18 protein-coding genes and 1 tRNA gene are annotated in these 19,862 nt (G+C 63.4%); 10 read left to right on the top strand and 9 right to left on the bottom strand.

Features of this window, described 5'->3' with window-relative positions; translation table 11 throughout:
- Nucleotides 1-189: 189 nt before the first annotated feature.
- The 3 genes from HNH97_RS02300 to HNH97_RS02290 form a co-directional block, all read right to left on the bottom strand.
- Entirely contained in the window at nt 190-1,524 is a 1,335-nt protein-coding gene (locus tag HNH97_RS02300; RefSeq protein ID WP_171789737.1) for a lipopolysaccharide biosynthesis protein, read from the bottom strand.
- Between the two features lie 197 nt (nt 1,525-1,721).
- Nucleotides 1,722-3,014, bottom strand: coding sequence for an O-antigen ligase family protein (locus HNH97_RS02295; protein ID WP_244949243.1), 1,293 nt, complete (start codon nt 3,012-3,014; stop codon nt 1,722-1,724).
- A gap of 171 nt (nt 3,015-3,185) precedes the next feature.
- On the bottom strand, nt 3,186-4,436 hold the full coding sequence (locus HNH97_RS02290) for an MFS transporter (protein WP_171789736.1): 1,251 nt from the start codon (nt 4,434-4,436) through the stop codon (nt 3,186-3,188).
- A gap of 244 nt (nt 4,437-4,680) precedes the next feature.
- Here HNH97_RS02290 and HNH97_RS02285 point away from each other — a divergent pair.
- Nucleotides 4,681-4,770 (top strand) — tRNA-Ser (locus tag HNH97_RS02285).
- 221 nt (nt 4,771-4,991) lie between these two features.
- Here the strand turns inward: HNH97_RS02285 and HNH97_RS02280 are convergent.
- The 4 genes from HNH97_RS02280 to metX form a co-directional block, all read right to left on the bottom strand.
- On the bottom strand, nt 4,992-6,278 hold the full coding sequence (locus HNH97_RS02280; RefSeq protein ID WP_171789735.1) for a DEAD/DEAH box helicase: 1,287 nt from the start codon (nt 6,276-6,278) through the stop codon (nt 4,992-4,994).
- A gap of 306 nt (nt 6,279-6,584) precedes the next feature.
- Nucleotides 6,585-7,193 carry a nitroreductase family protein gene (locus tag HNH97_RS02275; RefSeq protein WP_171789734.1) on the bottom strand — a complete coding sequence of 203 codons (609 nt, stop codon included), beginning with the start codon at nt 7,191-7,193 and terminating at the stop codon, nt 6,585-6,587.
- Nucleotides 7,194-7,234: 41 nt separating this feature from the next.
- Nucleotides 7,235-7,834, bottom strand: a complete 600-nt coding sequence (metW, locus tag HNH97_RS02270; protein ID WP_110913269.1) for a methionine biosynthesis protein MetW — start codon at nt 7,832-7,834, stop codon at nt 7,235-7,237.
- A 2-nt stretch (nt 7,835-7,836) separates the two neighbouring features.
- Complete coding sequence (gene metX / locus HNH97_RS02265) at nt 7,837-9,003, bottom strand: homoserine O-acetyltransferase MetX (protein ID WP_171789753.1); 1,167 nt, start codon at nt 9,001-9,003, stop codon at nt 7,837-7,839.
- Nucleotides 9,004-9,278: 275 nt separating this feature from the next.
- On the opposite strand from metX, the gene HNH97_RS02260 reads away from it, so the two are divergent.
- Nucleotides 9,279-9,710, top strand: coding sequence for an OsmC family peroxiredoxin (locus HNH97_RS02260; protein WP_110913311.1), 432 nt, complete (start codon nt 9,279-9,281; stop codon nt 9,708-9,710).
- Between the two features lie 17 nt (nt 9,711-9,727).
- Here HNH97_RS02260 and aroC read toward each other — a convergent pair whose 3' ends face one another.
- Both aroC and fabI read right to left on the bottom strand, forming a co-directional pair.
- The gene (aroC, locus tag HNH97_RS02255) at nt 9,728-10,801 is read right to left on the bottom strand and encodes a chorismate synthase (protein ID WP_171789733.1); all 1,074 of its coding nucleotides are present in this window, start codon (nt 10,799-10,801) and stop codon (nt 9,728-9,730) included.
- A gap of 27 nt (nt 10,802-10,828) precedes the next feature.
- Nucleotides 10,829-11,668, bottom strand: coding sequence for an enoyl-ACP reductase FabI (gene fabI, locus HNH97_RS02250; RefSeq protein WP_110913272.1), 840 nt, complete (start codon nt 11,666-11,668; stop codon nt 10,829-10,831).
- A 194-nt stretch (nt 11,669-11,862) separates the two neighbouring features.
- On the opposite strand from fabI, the gene pdxH reads away from it, so the two are divergent.
- From pdxH to HNH97_RS02210, 8 genes are all read left to right on the top strand, one after another.
- Nucleotides 11,863-12,471 (top strand): pyridoxamine 5'-phosphate oxidase, encoded by a 609-nt coding sequence (gene pdxH / locus HNH97_RS02245; protein WP_171789732.1) that lies wholly within the window; start codon nt 11,863-11,865, stop codon nt 12,469-12,471.
- 87 nt (nt 12,472-12,558) lie between these two features.
- Complete coding sequence (locus tag HNH97_RS02240; RefSeq protein WP_110913274.1) at nt 12,559-13,440, top strand: universal stress protein; 882 nt, start codon at nt 12,559-12,561, stop codon at nt 13,438-13,440.
- A gap of 161 nt (nt 13,441-13,601) precedes the next feature.
- A complete protein-coding gene (locus HNH97_RS02235) occupies nt 13,602-14,306 on the top strand; it encodes a phosphoadenylyl-sulfate reductase (RefSeq protein WP_171789731.1) in 705 nt (234 codons plus the stop codon).
- Between the two features lie 88 nt (nt 14,307-14,394).
- Nucleotides 14,395-15,189 (top strand): sulfate adenylyltransferase subunit CysD, encoded by a 795-nt coding sequence (cysD, locus tag HNH97_RS02230; RefSeq protein ID WP_110095427.1) that lies wholly within the window; start codon nt 14,395-14,397, stop codon nt 15,187-15,189.
- 28 nt (nt 15,190-15,217) lie between these two features.
- The gene (gene cysC, locus HNH97_RS02225; RefSeq protein WP_171789730.1) at nt 15,218-17,101 is read left to right on the top strand and encodes an adenylyl-sulfate kinase; all 1,884 of its coding nucleotides are present in this window, start codon (nt 15,218-15,220) and stop codon (nt 17,099-17,101) included.
- 200 nt (nt 17,102-17,301) lie between these two features.
- Nucleotides 17,302-17,637: a DUF2849 domain-containing protein gene (locus HNH97_RS02220; protein WP_110913276.1), complete on the top strand. Its 336-nt coding sequence runs from the start codon at nt 17,302-17,304 to the stop codon at nt 17,635-17,637.
- Nucleotides 17,630-19,330 (top strand): nitrite/sulfite reductase, encoded by a 1,701-nt coding sequence (locus HNH97_RS02215; protein ID WP_171789729.1) that lies wholly within the window; start codon nt 17,630-17,632, stop codon nt 19,328-19,330. The genes HNH97_RS02220 and HNH97_RS02215 overlap by 8 nt, the downstream gene beginning before the upstream one ends.
- Complete coding sequence (locus HNH97_RS02210; protein ID WP_171789728.1) at nt 19,317-19,811, top strand: DUF934 domain-containing protein; 495 nt, start codon at nt 19,317-19,319, stop codon at nt 19,809-19,811. Before HNH97_RS02215 ends, HNH97_RS02210 begins: the two co-directional genes overlap by 14 nt.
- Nucleotides 19,812-19,862: the final 51 nt, after the last annotated feature.

Here is a 19,862-nt window from a genome sequence, read left to right as displayed (position 1 = left end):
TCCTCCGTGAAGCGCCGGTCCCGTGCGGGACACCAGAGGCACATGCTTCACGTGCGAATTGCCATGGCGGATACGGCCACGGCAGGGCCGTCATATGACGGCTTTCGGGATGGATTGCAAGTAGGTGTGCGGCGGGAAACCGGGATTTTTTTGGCAACATGCCCCTGCATGCGCCGTGCCATGCCGCCTTTACTCCACCACCTCACGCGGGCGGCGGCCGGGGGCGACCTTGCCAAACCATGTCATGACGGGGCGCACGCAGATCAGCAGCATCATCAGCGACGCCAGCACCGAGGCACTTGCCGCACCTTCGAGGTGCCAGCGCCACGCCATGAAATAGACCAGCGGCAGATAGGCGATCGTCACGACAATGCGGGCGATCAGGACCCGTGACACCTGCCCGACGACAGTCAGCAGCGGTTCAAGCGGCACGATGCCCAGCCCCATGATGGCGTTGCCCAGCATCAGCATGATCATCAGGTTGCCGCCGGGCCAGTGCACACGCAGCATCCATGTCAGGAGCGTATTGCCCGCGACCATGGCGAAAAGCATCAGCAGGAGCGAAAAACCGCCGATCAGCATGAACAGGCGCAGCGTTACATGCTTCAGCCCATACCAGTCATGCTTCTCCCTCAGGCGGATGAACTCCGGATACAGCGCGGGCATCATCAACTGCGCGGGCTTTGCGATGCCATCGCCGATCTGACGTGAGACGCGATAGACGGCGGCATCCGCGGGGCCAAGCAGCCCCCCCACCAGCAGGGTTCCGAACTGGTTGAACACCGTGCCAAGCACATGATTGCCGCTGGTGGACAGGGTAAAGCGCCATATCCCCGGCGCATCGCCCGCTTCCAGTTGCCGGAACGGCTGGAAACGCCTGACCTTGCCCCCGCTGCGCAGCAGCCACCACGCCATCGCGCTGTTGGTGATGAACAGGGCAAGCTGCGTCATGCTCCAGACCATCATGAAATAGTACAGCCCCATGTGCAGCCACAGGCCAACGCCCGTGCCCACCATGCGCACGACGACACCGGACAGGTCGCATGCGCTGCTGAGCCAGAAGGCGTTGCACAGCCGGAATATGCCGGTGGACCATCCCGTATTCATGACACAGATGGTCAGCATGTAGACCATGGCGCCCAACTGGTCCGCCTGTGGCCATCCCATGGAGGTGCCGAACAGCCACACCCCCAGCATCCCGACAAGCGCGCCGGTCGCCCCGCTGAGCAGGTCCGCACGCATGCAGAAGAACAGGATCCGGTGAAAACGCGGCAGGTTGCCCTTTACGAACGGCTCGGTCCCGTAATGCAGCAAAGGCTGCCATGATGGCAGGTGGGTGGCCGATGAAATGGCGGAGCCAAACGTCGTCACCAGCATCAGTACGCCGAACTGCGACAGGCCGAGCGCACGCACGGACCACGCCATGTACAGGAAACTGCACACGGCATTGGTCGCACGTCCCGCGACAAGGAAGCCGGTATTGCCAAAAATCCGCCGGAGCGTACCAGTTTCCTCAACCGCCATGGGGTATTCCGCCCGATGACAGTACCGGAAGCCCTGTTTTTGGCACAGGTAGGGAAATGATCACACTTGTTTCCGTCTCTTGCCGCCGGTCACGGCGGGGAATGTCCACAAGGTGCGTCGTGGTCGGACCAGAGGCAATGCTATCCATCGCGACATAGTGTAAAACGCTCCCGAAGGTAAGACTACCCCCCGGCCTTTCACGTTCCCTGCCCCGCACGTTCCGTCCCCGCCCCACCGCGCGTCGCTGCCAGTGCCCAGCCGAGTGCGATGAACACCCATCCCGCCGTTGGCTGGGTGGAAAATGAACTTGTGGACTGCAACGGCCAGACGATGACGAACGCCAGGACGCACATCACCATCTGTTCCACCCCCATATGGGCGCGCAGTCCCCTTGCCATGGGACGCAGCAGGGCGATGACCAGCAGGCAGAACAGGACCATCCCCGGCACGCCCGCCATGGTCGCGACCTGTATGTAATAATTATGCGGATGCAGGTTGCACCCCGGCGCACCGCCATGGGGGCCATCGGCAATGCCAAGCGCGGGCAGCCCCCGAAAATAGATCGGGTTGGGACAGTTGATGCGAAACCCGTCATATCCCATCCCCACCAGCGGATGGTCGGACACCATCACCCCCGCCCGGATGAACAGCATGCCGTATGGGCTGTCCGCGAAGCCGTGCATCTGGTGCTCGAAACTGATGACCAGTTTGTTATACGCCTGGGGTGCGACGACGGGCGACAGTGCGATGCCACCCGCCCCGATCATGCACGCCAGGACAAAGGGCAGACGCAACGAACGCACCATCAGCGCCACGCATAACGTCCCGAACAGGAACAGCAGGGTCGGCATGCGTTGTGAAATCAGCAGGAATGTCAGAACCAGCAGGACAAGAAGCCCCCCGGCGCAGAGCAGTCCCCCGCGGGTGCGCCGCTGCGCAAGGGAAATGATGACCGGCATCAGGCCGGGAAATGCCGTCATGAACAGCGCCTGCCCCGCCCGTGGCGCCCATAGCGGCCCCAGCAGGGCGCCATCTTCCCACCGGCCATATCCCATGATGTTGCGCCCCCACAGATATTGCTGCCAGCTTCCCGCCACCATCCATATCGCGACCCATGCATAAGCAGTGGCGAGGCGATGCCTGTCGCGCGCATCCGTCAGGACCCAGAACGCCATCGCCGCGACGAACACCGGATATCTCAGCAGCAGCACGGACTGCACGACCGCACGCATCGACCCCGTGCAGGCGGAGGCCAGGACGATATCCGCCCCCAGCAGGAGCGACAGCACAAACCATGGCTGACGCAGCCATGACCAGTCCCGGCTCAGGGCGCTGTGGATGACGAACGCACCGGCAATCAGGCAGAGCAGGATTTCCGCGGGCGCCAGCGCATAGCACAGCAGGAGCGGAAACGCATATGTGCCCCACACGACAGGCCGCTTCATCCATGACAGGTCTGGCGGACAGGAAGCACGGGCGCTGTCGGGCATGATGTTTCCAGATGTTGGGACGGCCAGGCCCGCTTGTGAAAAAATCAGGCCGTTTCCGTCAAAAAGGATTCCTGCCCTCCGTATTCCACACTTTCACGGCATGGCCCATATCGCAGATGCATCATATCTGTCCGGGGCGACGGGCATGTGCGGATGGCAGGCGAGAGGCGGCTATGCCCGGAACCGGCGCTGCAACTGGAAAAGATGCAGCGCCGGCCAGAAACTGAGAATGGCCGCCACCAGCAGCGACATGCGCAGGGCATCGGCGCCGAAATGTGGCGTCAGCATGTCGCTGATCCACCCGAAAAGCGGCGGGCCAAGGCCAATGCCGACCGCGTTGGCAAGCAGCGCATACAGCCCCGTCGCGGCCGCGCGCCGGTGCACGGGCACCACGCTGGGGATCGCACCATAGATCGGCCCCGTGCAGAGCGCCGAGAGCGTCGTCGTCAGCACCAGCATCGTCAGCGAAAGATTGAGTGAGTGCGTCAGCACCTGCACGATCTGGAACGGCTGGGAAATGAGATAAGCCCAGAAGGCAAAGCGCATCGCCCCACCAAAACCGAAGCGTCTGGCCACCCGGTCGGCAATCGGGCCACCGATGAAGGTGCCGAGGACGCTTGCAATTCCGATCCCGATCCCGAACCATGCCCCGGCCTGCCCCGATGTCAGGCCGAAGGACCGCATGTAGAAGGAAACGCCCCACAGGGTGATGCCATAAGTCACCACTTGGCTGGTGACACCATAAAGGAGCAGGTCACGCAGCGGCCGGTTGGCCAGCAGCGCGCGCCACGACCCGCCCTCGGGCTCCGCAGGCGGCATCGGTGGTTCACGGACGAATACATAAAGCAGGATCGCAACCGGAATCCCCGCCAGCCCCACTGCCGCGAATGTCACGCGCCAGCCCACATGCTCGACCAGATATCCACCCCCGGCCAGGCCGATGACATAACCGAGGTAGGACACGCCATAGGAAATCGCGAACGACGTACTGCGCTTCTCCGGCGTCGAATAGGCCGCATTGAGCGCGGAGGAGGAAGGAGAAAACGCCGCCTGCCCCAACCCCACGCAGACACGGGTCGCCGCCATGGTCGCAATCCCATGCGTGCGCCCCATCAGGGCCGTGGCGATACTCCACAGCGCGATGCCGAACGACGCCATGCGTGCGGCAAACCCACGATCGGAAACCAGGGCGAAAGGCACGATCATCACGCCATAGAGCAGCGCGAAGGCCGTGCCGCCGAGCAGACCCACCGTTGCGTCCGAAAGATGAAGGTCGTGCTTGATGGCGTCATTGGCCGAGGAGAAAACAAACCGGTCGATGAAATCGAGCATGCCCGCCACGCCAAGGAGCATGATGACGGCCGGCGACCATCCCCGCCGGGAAGGAAGGTCATGACGCGCATCCGTATCGCGTGCGCTCATGCCCCGCGACCTCCGGACAGGTCCCCGGCCCGTTCCCGTGCGTCATGGGTGTCATGTCGAGATGGCGTGTCCCTGTTCGGCATCATGAATCGCTTCCAGTTTCGTGCGTTACCGGAGTCATTAGCACATTTATGCCGGAACGCTGATCCATCGGCCGGACCGCCACCGGACCACCTGAATGGTGCGGTTTTTGTGCAAAGTGCCATCTAGACGGCAGTGGAATACGTAGCTAAACAGACGCTATGGAGAGGTGGCCGAGCGGTTGAAGGCAGCGGTCTTGAAAACCGCCGTGCGTGTGAGCGTACCGTGGGTTCGAATCCCACCCTCTCCGCCACATGCCCCTTCGGGGCAGGCGCTTTTTTCCAGAAATCATGCACGGCATAGTGCTTTATTTGCAGGAAATGGAATTGATGAATTCCATTACCAGACAAGTAATAGACTATTTCAAAATAACTTATTCATTATGAATAAAAGTTTTTAAGGGCATGAATACACAAAAAGCCTGCATCCGGAACAGATGCAGGCGTTCTGCTTCATATCATACCCGTAACCGGATCAGGCGACGCGACGGTTCCCACCGCGCGGGCCACCATGGCCACCGGGACGACCACTGCGACCATTGCCGCCACCACCACCGGAACGACCACCGCGTCCGCGGCCACCACCGCCCAGCACGGGGGGACGCATCGTGGAATTGGCCGCAGCCTCGGAATGGTAGGGATGTTCCTGCACGACCGGGATCTTCTTGCCGATCGTCTTTTCGATGTCACGCAGCCATGCGCGCTGTTCCGCATCACACAGGGACACGGCCCAGCCATCACGTCCCGCACGCGCGGTCCGGCCAATGCGATGGACGTAGCTTTCGGGCACGTTCGGCAGGTCGTAGTTGAAGACATGCGTCACGTCATCGACATCGATGCCGCGTGCCGCAATGTCGGTCGCAACCAGCACCTTTACCGCGCCGGAACGGAAACCCGACATCGCACGCTCGCGCGCACCCTGCGACTTGTTGCCGTGGATGGCCTCCGCCGTGATGCCGTGTTCGTTCAGGAAGGCGGCAACCTTGTTGGCTTCATGCTTCATCAGCGTGAACACGACGGCGCGTTCCACCTTCGGGGAGTCCACCAGCAGCTTCAGCGCCTCGCGCTTGTTGCCCGTGTCCACATACATGACGGCCTGGCGGATACGGTCCACCGTGCTGGACGGCGGGGTGACCTGCACCGTCGCCGGGTCACGCAGCAGGCCATGCGCCAGTTCGGAGATGCTCTTGGGCATCGTCGCGGAAAACAGCAGGGTCTGGCGGTCGGTCGGCAGGGTCGCAACAATCTTTCGGATATCGCGGACAAAACCCATGTCGAGCATCCGGTCGGCCTCGTCCAGGACAAGGATCTCCAGCCCGGACAGGTCCACATGCCCCTGCCCCATCAGGTCGAGCAGGCGGCCCGGTGCCGCAACCAGCACGTCAACGCCACGGCGCAGCGCCTCGATCTGGCGCCCCTGCCCCACGCCACCGAAAACCACGGCATGGGTGAACTTCATGTGCCGCGCATAGGACGCGAAGCTGTCATCGATCTGCGACGCCAGTTCACGCGTGGGTGCCAGCACCAGCGCACGTGCGCCCTTGGGATGGGCGCGGCCCTTGCTGGTCAGCAGGTGGTTGAGGATCGGCAGCGCGAAGGCCGCCGTCTTGCCGGTGCCGGTCTGCGCCAGCCCCAGCAGGTCACGCCCCTGAAGCAGATAGGGAATTGCGCCAGCCTGGATCGGGGTGGGCGTGGTATAGCCTTCCTCGTTGAGGGCACGCAGCAGCGGCTCCGCAAGATGAAGATCGGCGAACGTTGTCATGAAAAGCGCCTCCTGGCGCAAGGAAATATGGCCGGAAACGTCACGACAGCATGCGCGTCCGGAAAAACCTGATGAAGGAACACAAGACCTGCCCCTGCCGGTTCGCACGGGGCGGCCGTCTGTCGTCGCAAAGTATCAGGTGTCGGGATGAAACTGGTCCTGTCGCTTCTGTCGTGTCCCCCGCGTCAAGGACACGCGCCTACATGCCAGCAACCGGGACAGGCGCGGTCCGTCCCTTGGCGCGGCTTCTATCGGTTTGTGTCCCCGCCCGCAAGTTTTTTCCATCTTCCCGCGACGGGAGCGGTTTCAGCCGGGGAAACGATCGGTCAGGATGACCTCCGCATCCGGCAGCGCGCCGACCCTTGGCGCGGCCTCCTGCGTGGCCCTGCCGATCACCACGAACATGGCGACCACGTGATCTTCGGGCAGGTTGATCAGCTTGCCCACCGCGCCATAATCGAACCCGTCCATCGGGCAGGTCTGGTACCCGCGTGCGGTCGCCGCCAGCATCAGCGTCTGCGCCGCAAGGCCCGCACTGCGCATGGTTTCGTCACGCTGCACCCATTCGCGCCCCATGTAGTAATCGCGGATCATGCCCGCCATCTGGTCCTGCACCGCCTTGGGCGCACCGTTGAAATAACGGGCCGGGTCCTTCTTCCACGCCGCCATGTCGGCACAGATGACCACCAGTGCGGAGGCATCGGTCACCTGCGCCTGGTCCCACGCCACCTTGCGCAGTTGCGCGCGCAGGGCCGGGTCCTTCACCACGACGAAACGGCAGTGCTGGATGTTGAAAGCACTTGGCGCATGCCGCGCCGCATGCAGCAGGGTGGCGAGTTCGGCATCGTCAAGGCGATAGGTAGGATCATATGCCCTTATGGCGCGACGCGTGCGGATTGCCTCGAATGTTTCCATGACCTTACTTCCTTCTGCCAGGTTGTAGGGGGTATGCGCCCTTACCTGCGACGCAGCAGGAACAGCGCCTGCTCCCCGAACAGGTTGGCCAGCCGGATGGAGCGCCGCCACGGCGCGCGCTCGCCTTCCTCATCCACGGCCATCCATTGCTGCACAACGTAACCCTCGTCACGGCACAAGGTCAAAAAATCCAGAATCGTGCAGGGATGGATATTGGGCGTTTCGTACCATGGCGTGTTCCACACCGCCGTCATCGGCATGCGCCCGCTCAGCAGCAGCTTGAGGCGAAGCTGCCAGTGGCCGAAATTCGGGAACGACACGATGGCGTATTTCCCGATCCGCAGCATCTGGCGCAGGACTTCGCGCGGGCGTTCAACCGCCTGCAGCGTACGTTGCAGCACCACATAATCGAACGCGTCATCGGGATAATGTTCAAGGTCGTGATCGGCATCCCCATGCATGACCGGCAGGCCGTGCGCAACCGAACGCGTGACCTCCTGCATGTCGATCTCGATCCCGCGCGCATCGCACCCGCTGATGCGGAACAGGTAATCAAGCAGCAGTCCGTCGCCACTGCCGATATCGAGGACCCGCGTCCCCGGCCGGATCATCCCGGCAATCAGTTTCTGGTCAAGGCGCATGGTCAGGCAATCCGCGCATGTTCTGCCGCTCCGGCGACAAAGCCCCGGATGGTGCGGTCAAGGTCGGGTTCATCAAGCAGGAAGGCGTCATGCCCCTTGTCGCTTTCGATCTCGACAAAGGAAACGTTGGCCGCGACCCGGTTCAGCGCACGGGCGAGAAGCCGCGCCTGCGAGGTGGGAAACAGCCAGTCGGAGGAAAAGGAGATGATGCAGAACCGCGTCCGCGTGCCCCGGAATGGTCGCGACAGGTCCCCCTCGTAATCCGCGCCGAGGTCGAAATAATCCATGGCCCGGGTGATGGTCAGGTACGAATTGGCGTCAAAGCGACGCACAAAGGTGGAGCCCTGGTGCCGCAGGTAGCTTTCCACCTCGAACATTTCCCCGAACAGGGAACCGGGATTAGCGCCATTTCCCTGCGGGGCCTTGCGCACGCGCCGCCCGAATTTGCGGTTCAGCGCCTCCTCCGACAGGTAGGTGATGTGCGCCATCATCCGCGCCACCGCCAGACCACGCGCCGGAATGGCGTCATGTTCCCAGTACCGGCCGCCATGCCATTGCGGATCGGCGAAGATCGCCTGCCGGCTGACCTCGTTAAAGGCGATGTTCTGCGCGGAATGGAAGGGCGACGTCGCGATCGGGATGGCGGCGAACACCATTTCGGGGAAGGTCGCCGCCCATTGCAGCACCTGCATGCCCCCCATGGAACCACCAAGCACCGCAAACAGCTTTGTAATTCCCAGATGGTCAATCAGCAGTTTCTGCGCCTGCACCATGTCGCGGATCGTGATGGGCGGAAAATCGGTTCCCCAGGGTTCACGACCACCGTCAGGACACTCCCGCAGGGAACGTGGGCCGGTACTGCCCATGCATCCACCCAGTACATTGATGCAGATGACGAAGAAGCGGTCCGTTTCGATCGGCAGGCCCGGCCCGACAAGGCGGCTCCACCATCCGGGCTTCCCCGTCAGGGGATGCGTCTCCGCCACATACTGATCGCCCGTCAGGGCGTGGCAGATCAGGATGGCGTTGTCATTCCGGGGCGAAAGCGTGCCATAGGTGCGATAGGCCACCTCCACCGGGGCAAGGTGAAAGCCACATTCAAGCGTCAATCCACCGGCAAAGGCCACATGCTGGTGCGAAAGGCACGAAGCGGAAACGGTCTGGTCCATGGTGAAGCCGACATCCCGTAAACACGCGACATGGCAGGCCGCCATGCCCCGATCCCCTTCAGACAAAGGTGCAGCGGTATGACACCTGCACCGGACATGCGCAAGATTTCCCTGCCTGACCCGGCCTGTCCGGCGCGTCCCCCTTTGCCCCGAACCTCACGATAGCGTGACACCTGCCCGGCACAACTTTCATGCGGGAGGGTCGTTATAACACGATGCCTTCGCCACGGCCGCCCATCCGGGCCGTGGCCCCCACCATTACGGAGCATGAAACCATGGCAATCAGGAAATACGGCACGGCACAGTGGACTGGCGGCCTGAAGGACGGCAAGGGCAACGTCTCGACCGAAAGCGGCGCCCTGTCAAAGCAGCCCTATGGCTTCAACACCCGCTTCGAGGATACGCCCGGCACCAACCCCGAGGAACTGATCGGCGCGGCGCACGCGGCATGCTTCGCCATGGCGCTGTCAGGGGTGCTGGGTGGCAAGAACATCACGGCCGACCTGCTGGAAACCAAATCCACCGTGACGCTGGAAAAGAAGGATGACGGGTTCGCCGTGACCGCCGTGCATCTCGACCTGCATGCTACGGTGCAGGACGTTGATTTTGCGACCTTCAGCGAACTGGCCAACACGGCGAAGACGGGATGCCCCATCTCCAAGCTGCTGAACGCGCCCATCACGCTTAAAATCGTGCTGGAGCAGTAATGCGCAAAGGGGGACGATCAGCCCCCGACCTGCCCCCGGTGGCGCAGCAGGTGATCGGCAAGCACGCAGGCCATCATCGCCTCGCCCACCGGCACGGCACGGATGCCGACACATGGGTCATGACGGCCCTTTGTCATCACCTCCACATTCTCGCCCGAACGGGTGACGGAGGGGACGGGGGTCAGGATTGAACTGGTCGGCTTGACAGCAAAGCGCGCCACGACAGGCTGTCCCGTGGAAATCCCGCCAAGGATGCCGCCCGCATGGTTGGAGGCGAACCGCAGCGTCCCGTCCTGCATGCGCATCGGATCGGCATTTTCCTCCCCCGTCAGGGCGGCAGCGGCAAAACCTTCGCCAATTTCGACACCCTTGACGGCATTGATGCTCATCAGCGCCATGGCAAGGTCTGAATCCAGCTTGCCATAGATGGGAGCACCCAGGCCCGCGGGCACGCCTTCGGCCACGACCTCGATCACCGCACCGATGGAAGAACCATCCTTGCGGATTGCGGCCAGAAGTTCCTCCCACTGCGCAAGGGCAACCGGATCGGGGCAGAACAGCGGGTTACGCCCCACCAGGTCCCAGTCCCAGCGCGTGCGATCCACCTTGAGCGCACCGACCTGCACCAGGGCCGCGCGGATCCGCACCCCCTGCCCCAGCACCTTGCGCGCCACGGCGCCTGCGGCAACACGCATCGCCGTTTCCCGCGCGGAGGAACGGCCCCCGCCGCGATAATCACGGATGCCATATTTACGGTCATAGGTGACGTCGGCATGGCCGGGACGGTACCGTTCGGCAATGTCGCCGTAATCGCGCGAACGCTGGTCGGTATTGTGGATCACCAGCGAGATCGGGGTGCCGGTCGTCTGCCCCTCGAACACACCGGACAGGATTTCCACCCTGTCGGCTTCCTGCCGCTGCGTCGTGAATTTCGACTGCCCCGGCCTGCGACGGTCCAGCCATGGCTGGATGTCCGCCTCGCTCAGGGGCAGGCGCGGCGGGCACCCGTCCACCACGCAGCCAATCGCCGGACCGTGGCTTTCGCCCCAGGTCGTGACACGGAACATGTGACCGAAGGTGTTGTACGACATCGTGTTATGCCCTGCCGCCCCTGTGTGTCAGCTTCCCGCGACGGTGATGTCAGGGGCCGTGGGGTTCTTCATGCCCACGATGTGGTATCCCGAATCGACATGATGGATTTCCCCGGTCACGCCGCCCGACAGGTCGGACAGCATGTAGAGGCCCGCGCCCCCCACTTCCTCAAGCGAGACATTGCGTTCCAGCGGGGAATTGTACTGGTTCCATTTCAGGATGTAGCGGAAATCCCCGATCCCGTTGGCCGCCAGCGTCATGACCGGCCCGGCGGAGATGCCGTTGACGCGGATGCCGTCGCAGCCCAGGTCCACGGCCATGTAACGCACCGAAGCCTCCAGCGCCGCCTTGGCCACGCCCATCACGTTGTAATGCGGCATGACACGTTCCGCCCCCAGATAGGTCAGGGTCAGCAGCGAACCGCCCGATTTCATCAGGCGCGCGGCCCGGCGCGCCACCGCCGTGAAGGAATAGCAGGAGATGTCGAGCGCCTTGAGGAACGCCTCACGCGGGGTATCGACATACCGGCCGCGCAGGAACTGCTTGTCGGCCCATCCGATCGCATGCACCACGAAATCGATCTGGCCCCATTCCTTCTCGATCGCGGCGAAGGTGGCGTCGATGGCCGCGTCATCGCTGACATCGCACGGCAGCACCAGCGTGGACCCCACGGATGCGGCCAGCGGCCGTACGCGCTTGCCCAGTGCCTCCCCCTGATAGGTGAAGGCCAGTTCGCCGCCCTGCTCCGCCACGGCGCGGGCGATCCCCCACGCGATGGAGCGGTCGTTCGCGACGCCCATGACAAGTCCGCGCTTGCCTTTCATCAAAGAACCTGTAGCGGAGATTTTGGCCGCGCCGTCTGACATGCTACTACCCTTGGTGGTGAATGGCGTATGAAAATTTCGGCATGGTGGTCGCACAAGCCGAAGCATCGGACAAGGTCCGGCGCATGGAATTGTAGCGATTAATGCCGCCGTCGTAATTTACCTTATATTTCGATATGTTTCGCACCGGACCATACGCTGCGCGCAAAATGTGGTCCCCAGACCGGAAAATGCACATGACCACCAGACTGATCGACCTTGATGCGGACCCTTTCGACCTGTTCGACGCATGGATGAAGGACGCCGTGGCGCACGAACCCAACGATCCCAACGCCATGGCGCTGGCCACCGCCACGCCGCAGGGACGGCCGTCGGTGCGGATGATCCTGCTCAAGGGGGCGGACCGGCGCGGGTTCGTGTTCTATACCAACCTCAACAGCCGCAAGGCCGGGGAACTCAAGGCCAATCCGCACGCCGCCCTGCTGTTCCACTGGAAAAGCATCCGCCGCCAGATCCGTATCGAAGGACCGGTCGAACCCGTCACCCCGGCGGAGGCGGACGCCTATTTCGCAAGCCGCAGCAGGATCTCCCGCCTTGGGGCGATCGCCTCCAACCAGTCGCACCCGCTTGCCGACCGGGCGGTGTTCGAGGCACGGCTGAAAGAGCTTGAAGCTCTCTACCCCACGGAGGACACCCCCATCCCCCGCCCCGCCAACTGGAGCGGCTTTCGCCTGGTGCCCGACAGTTTCGAATTCTGGCAGGATCGCCCCTATCGCCTGCATGACCGCGCGACATGGACCCGCACGGACAAGGATGACTGGACCCGGCAGCGTCTTTATCCCTGAACTTGCGGCCCCTTTATTCGTTTCCTGAAAGAGTGAGTTTCACAAGCCACGAAAAAAAATCGGGAAACAGACATGAAAGGGGCGTCCATGCACATCCGCAAGATACTGCTGCCACTGTCTGGCGCGGAAAATGCTGGAAGCGCCCTTGGCATCGGGGTCATGTTCGCACAGCGTTTCAATGCCCATATCGCCGGACTGCACGTTGGCAGCGACTGGCAGGAGGTCAGCCCCATGGCGGGCGAAGGCCTGTCGGGGGCGATGGTGCAGGAAATGATCGCCGCCGCCCTGCATGAAAGTGCCGGCCACCTGAAGGAAGTCCGCCACACGTTCCACAGCTTCATCAAGGAAGCGGGCCTGCCGATCGTGGCCCCCCGCTCCCCGCTGTCAACCATCCCGATGGACCGGCCGAGCGCCAGCTTCACGGCCATGGCGGGGAACATGTACACCGTCGTCGCCCATCAGGCGCGGATGTCCGATATCGTCATCGTGCGCAATACCGGGGCCAGCGGGCAGGTCTCCTCCTCCGACGCGCTGCATGCCACGCTGTTCGACAGCGGACGGTGCGTTGTCGTCGCCCCCATCGAACGTCCCGTCAGTGTGGGACGGCGCATCTGCATCGCATGGAACGGCACGACAGAGGCCGCAACCGCCCTGCGCCATGCCCTGCCATGGATCGTGGAGGCCGAGGAGGTGCGCATCCTCTACAGCCGCAGCTACCAGCGGCTTGGCCCGGAGGCGCGCCACGTCAAGCATTACCTCGACATCCATGGCGTGGATACGACCATGCACGAATTCCACGCCGATGGCCGCAGCGTCGGCGCGGCCCTGCTGGAGGCGTGCCACGATTTCAACGCGGACATGATGGTCATGGGCGCCTATTCACATTCCCGCCTGCGCCAGATGATCCTTGGCGGGGTGACGCGCCATGTGCTGGAGAACGGAAAACTGTCGGTTTTCATGAGCCGTTAATATACACTGAAAAATAGTGCAATAAGCCCTCACGCATACATGGGCTTGCCATGCATAAACCGAAGACCGTACATTATTCCCCTTGCATGGATGGGGAATAGTGATTAACTCCTCACCAAATTAACGATTAAATATCGTGAACTGCGGAAGGAGATCGCAACGTGCAGGTTGATCCGTCAATTATACGATCACTGCAGGCTGAGGGAAATACCGCACATGACGTCCTGCGGATCGCCCTGACGGGGGACATGCGCGGACGTATCGGGCTGGTATCGTCCTTTGGCGCGGAATCCGCCGTCCTGCTGGCCATGGCCGCGGAAATCGACCCGGCGGTGCCCGTCCTGTTCCTGCAGACCGGGCAGCATTTCCCCGAAACGCTGCAATACCGGCAGAAACTTGCACGCTTCCTTGGCCTGACCAACGTGCGCGACATCCATCCCGACCCGGTGCAGATCCATGACCGCGATCCGGAGGGACAGTTGTGGGCGTTCGATCCCGACGCCTGCTGCGCCCTGCGCAAGGTCGAGCCCCTTGACGAGGCGCTGATCCCCTTTGACGGGTGGATCACCGGGCGCAAGCGCACGCAGGCCGCCACCCGCGTCAACCTCCCCATTGTTGAAAAGACGGAGGACGGCCGCATCAAGGTCAACCCGCTGGCACAGTGGACCCCGCGTGAACTTGATGCGGAAATGACGCGCCGCAACCTGCCGCGCCATCCGCTGAGCCTGCGTGGCTATCCCTCGATCGGCTGCGCGCCGTGCACCCTGCCCGTCGGGGCGGACGCGGACCCGCGCTCCGGCCGCTGGGCAGGACAGAACAAGACCGAATGTGGCATTCATGTCCGCAAGGTGTCCTCACCATCATGACGAAGGCAGCCCCGACCTTATGGTAGACGTGTCTTCATCTTCTCATCCCGCCCCCACTTCTTCCCCGGAAAGGAAGGTCTGCAAGTCCATGGACGATCTTGATCAGCTCGAAGCCCAGAGCATTTTCATCCTTCGTGAGGCCTATCGCAAGCTCAAGCCGCTGGCGATGCTATGGTCTCTGGGCAAGGATTCCAACGTGATGGTATGGCTTGCGCGCAAGGCGTTCCTTGGGCGCGTGCCGTTCCCGGTCATGCATGTCGATACCGGCAAGAAATTCCCGGAAATGTACCAGTTCCGCGATGAATACACCAAGAAGTGGAACCTCGACCTGCTGCTCGGCGACTGCCCGGCGGTGGAGGAAATCGACCCGACCCTGCCACCGGCCGCGCGGTCGGCCGCGCGCAAGACGGCGGGCCTGGCCGCGATGATCGAGAAATACAAGCTCGCGGGTGTCATCGCCGGCATCCGCCGTGATGAACAGGCCACCCGCGCAAAGGAGCGCGTGTTCAGCCCCCGTGGCGCGGGACACAAGTGGGACGTGCGCAACCAGCCCCCCGAATTCTGGGACCAGTACGCCACCCCGCACGAAGCGGGCATGCATATCCGCGTCCATCCCCTGCTGGCATGGCGGGAGATCGACATCTGGCGCTATATCGAGCGTGAGGGCATCCCGCTGGTGGACCTGTATTTCTCCAAGAACGGCAAGCGGTACCGCTCGCTCGGGGACCAGGACATCACCAACCCTGTCGAAAGCAACGCCAGCACGGTGGCCGAAGTGATTGCCGAACTGGAAACCTCGCGCACGTCGGAACGGGCGGGCCGCGCGATGGACCATGAATCCGAAGATGCGTTCGAGCGTCTTCGCGTTGCCGGTTACCTGTGAACGTCGGGCCGAGCGGAGTATCAAGAACATGAATACGATTTCCCCTCCGGTCTCGCAGGAGGCCGCAACCCCGATCGTCATCGTCGGGCATGTGGACCATGGCAAATCCACCCTGATCGGGCGACTGCTGTACGATACCGACAGCCTGCCTGACGGGCGCGTGGCGCAGATCATCGAATCCAGTACCAAGCGTGGCCTGTCTGTTGAATGGAGCTTCCTGCTCGACAGCCTGCAGATCGAGCGCGACCAGGGGGTCACCGTCGATTCGACGCGCATCCCCTTCCGCCTGGGGCAGCGGCAGTTCGTGATCGTCGATGCCCCGGGCCACCGGCAGTTCCTGCGCAACATGATCACCGGCGCCGCCGATGCGGAGGCCGCCGTACTGGTGGTTGACGCCGCCGAGGGCGCACAGGAACAGACCCGTCGCCATGCGATGCTGCTGCGCCTGATCGGCATCCGCCATGTCATCGTGCTGATGAACAAGGTCGATCTGCTGGATTATGACGAGGCGAAGATCACCGCGTCGGAAAAGAGCGTCGCCGCCCTGCTGAAGCAGTTGGAGATCGAACCGACCCTGTTCGTGCCCGCCTCCGCGCGTGAAGGCGACAACATCGCGTCGCGTTCGGAGCGGATGGCCTGGTACAAGGGCCCGACCCTGACCGAGGCGCTGGCCCTTGTCCCCGCGCCCTCGTCGCGTTCCGACCTGCCGCTGCGCCTGCCGGTGCAGGATGTCTACCGCTTTGATACGCAGCGCGTCGTGGTCGGGCGCATCGAACGTGGCCGCATCAACATCGGCGACAGCGTCGTGATCGGACGCCACGGCACGATCGCCCGGATTGCCACGATCGAAAGCTGGCATACCGCGCCGCAGACCTCCGCCATCGCGGGGCAGTCGGTGGCCATCACGCTGGAACCCGACGTGATTCCCGACCGTGGCGACCTGCTGTTCCCGCCGGGTGAAGCACCACTGCAGGGTGCGCGCGTGCAGGCGCGCCTGTTCTGGCTGCGTCAGGAACCGCTGCGCGTGGGTGAAAGCTTCCGCCTGCGACTGGCCACGGCGGAACATCAGGTGACGGTGGCCTCGATCGATTCCGTTGTCCGACTCGAGGACCTGACCGAACATCCCGCCGATGTCGTCCCCCCCGAAGGCTTTGCCGAGATCACCCTTGCGGTGTCGGAGACGATGCAGTTCGACCCCTTCCTGCCGGGCACGGCGGACGGGCGCGGCGTCCTTGTGGACCGCAACCAGCAGATCGTCGGTGGCGTGCCCCTGATCGGGGTGGCGGAGATCGCCAGCGGGACCAAGGCCATCCATCCGACCGGCAGCACGGTATCCACATGGGACCGCGCGCAGGCCAAGGGGCATCATGGCGGCGTGTTCTGGATGACCGGCCTGCCCGGCGCGGGCAAGAGCACCATCGCCCGCGCGGCGGAAGTGCAACTGTTCTCCCGCGGGGTCGATGTTTCCGTGCTTGATGGGGATACGCTGCGCGCGGGCCTGTGTTCGGACCTTGGCTTCAGCGAGGCGGACCGGCGCGAGAATGTCCGCCGTGCGGCGGCGGTGGCGCGCATCCTTGCCGACAGCGGGCAGGTCGTGCTTGTCGCCCTGATCTCGCCCACGGTTGCGGATCGGGAACTCGCACGCCAGATCGTGGGCGACGAGTTCCACGAGGTGTTCGTCGATACCCCGCAGGCCACCTGTGAAACGCGCGATCCGAAGGGCCTGTATGCGGCCGCGCGGGCGGGGAAGATTTCCGGCTTCACCGGGATCGACGCCCCTTACGAGGCGCCTGCGAAGCCTGAACTGCGGCTTGCGACCGAAAACCGCGATGCCGCCGACAGCGCGCGTGACCTTGTGACGTTCATTGCGGACACCACCGCACTGAACCGCAAGGCTGCTCCGGCGTCCTGAGGGAACAGGGCGAAGCGGACGGGTTTTCCTGCCGCTTCGCCTGTCCCTTTCCCATGCCGTCGCGACCGTGGCTGCGGTCGATATCGCTGGCGTCATGTGGAAATATAAAATATACGTGCACACCCGTATGAATCACGCGCATCTCCATCCCGCACGGTGGAATGCCAGCGCCTGCCTCGCCTGAAAGGGATTGACCAGAAGTGGATGTCAGGAACAACCGCCGCACAACAACAGGCTCCAGCGTTGTCACGGCCAATCGCCTGCTCGACGGGCGGATCGTCTGGCTGACGGACCAGGGCACATGGTCCGTTGATATCGCCTGCGCCGCGGTCTGGCCGAATGACAGGATCGAGGCCGTGATCGCCGATACCGCCCGCCACCAGCAGGAGCAGGGCGTCGTGGGCGTATATGGCGTGCAGCTTGCGGATCAGGAGGCGGGGATCATGCCGCTGACGGTGCGTGAGCGGATCCGTGCCTTTGGCCCCACCGTGCATCCACAGTTCGCCCCCTCCCATGAGGATACCGTCCATGTCTGACACCGCGTCCCAGACAGCACCGGCGCCCGCCGTCGGCCGTTACGCCTATGACCAGGTGGACCGCACGTTCCTGCACGAACGGGTGGAACAGTTCCGCGACCAGGTGGCGCGCCGTATTTCGGGCGAACTGAGCGAAGACCAGTTCAAGCCGCTGCGGCTGATGAACGGCCTGTACCTGCAGTTGCATGCCTACATGCTGCGCGTGGCGATCCCTTATGGCATGCTGGGTGCGGCGCAGATGCGTGAACTGGCGCATATCGCGCGGACCTATGACCGGGATTACGGGCATTTCACCACGCGCCAGAACATCCAGTTCAACTGGATCCGGCTGGAGGATACGCCCGACATCCTTGGCCGACTGGCGGACGTGGACATGCACGCCATCCAGACCAGCGGCAACTGCATCCGCAACGTGACGTGCGATGAATTCGCGGGTGCTGCGGCGGACGAAGTGCTCGATCCGCGCATCCATGCGGAAATCCTGCGGCAGTGGTCCACCCTGCATCCGGAATTCTCCTTCCTGCCGCGCAAATTCAAGATCGCCATCACCGGCAGTCCCCATGACCGGGTGGCGGCGCGTTTCCATGATATCGGCCTGCTTGCACGTCCCGGCGATGACGGGCGCGCGGTCTTCGATGTCCATGTCGGCGGCGGACTGGGGCGCACGCCTGTCATCGGCGTGCTGCTGCGTGACGGCCTGCCGGAGGAAGACCTCCTTGCGTGGCTGGAGGCGATCGTGCGCGTCTATAACGCGCATGGGCGTCGCGACAACATGTACAAGGCCCGTATCAAGATCCTTGTGCAGGCGCTGGGGATCGAGCGTTTCCGCGAGGAAGTCGATGCCGAATTCGCGCAGATGGATCGTGCGCGCTACCGGCTGGATCCGGCCATCGTCGCGGGCATCCGCGCGCGTTTCGCCGTGCCGGACCTGCATGCCCCCGCGGACGCGGCGCAGCGGTTGCAGGCCGATCGCGCGCGCAATCCCGCCTTCGACCGCTGGGTGCGCACCAACACGCACCCGCACCGGGCACCCGGCTTCATCTCCGCCGTGATTTCGCTCAAGCCCGATGGGGGGATCCCGGGTGACGTGACGGCGGACCAGATGGACACCATCGCCGCCCTTTCCGAACGCTACAGCTTTGGTGAGATCCGCATCACCCACATGCAGAATGTCGTGCTGGGACATGTGCGCCAGGACCAGTTGCAGGAACTGTGGCAGGAACTGTCGTCAGCGGGGCTGGCGACGCCGAATATCGGCCTGGTGGGGGATATCATCGCCTGCCCGGGGCTGGATTACTGCTCGCTGGCGAATGCACGCTCCATTCCCATCGCGCAGAAGCTCAGCGCCCGCTTTGCCGATCCCGGCCTGCAGGAGCGCATCGGCGCGCTGCGCATCAACATCTCCGGCTGCATCAATGCCTGCGGGCATCATCATGCCGGCCATATCGGTATCCTTGGCGTGGACAAGCGCGGGGAGGAATATTTCCAGCTGACACTGGGCGGCTCGGGCGAAAATGACGCGGCCATCGGCCAGATCATCGGCCCGGCCCTGCCGGAGGATGAGACCGTGGATGCCATCGCCGCCCTGATCGACGCCTATCTGGTGCACCGGCACGAGGATGAGCGGTTTGTTGATACCTATCGGCGGCTTGGCGCTGCCGTCTTCAAGGATGCTGTCTATGCCACTGCTTGAAAATGGCCGGATTGTCGCGGATACGTGGACACAGGTTCCCGATGACGCCCCCTGCCCCGCCGATGGGGCCGTCATCGTGCCGCTTGCCCGGGTGGAAGAAGCGCTGGCGCGCGCGGGCAATGCACCGGTGGGTGTGCGCCTGACACCTGATGAAGACGTCACCGCCCTGCGTACCGTGCTGCCCCGTCTGGCGCTGGTGAATGTGGACTTTCCCGGTTTCCGTGACGGGCGTGCCTTCACGCAGGCCCGTGCCCTGCGTGAACACCTGCATTTCAAGGGCGAGATCCGCGCCACGGGCCAAACCCTGCCCGACCAGTACGAATTCATGCTACGCTGTGGCATCACCACGGTCGTCATTGCCGAAGGTAGCGATCCGTCCATATGGGAAAAGGCACATACGCGTTTTACCGTGGCGTATCAGCCCTCCGTCCTGAACGAGAAGCCGCAGGGCTTTGGCCTGCGGCGCTTTCTTGAGGCCTGATGCCCTCGCGGGGTGAGGCCGCCTGCATGAGCTTGTGCTTTCACCCCGTCA

The organism is Gluconacetobacter entanii (genome assembly GCF_013155425.1).
Taxonomy (GTDB): domain Bacteria; phylum Pseudomonadota; class Alphaproteobacteria; order Acetobacterales; family Acetobacteraceae; genus Novacetimonas; species Novacetimonas entanii.
This window is presented reverse-complemented; position numbering and strand designations above follow the sequence as displayed.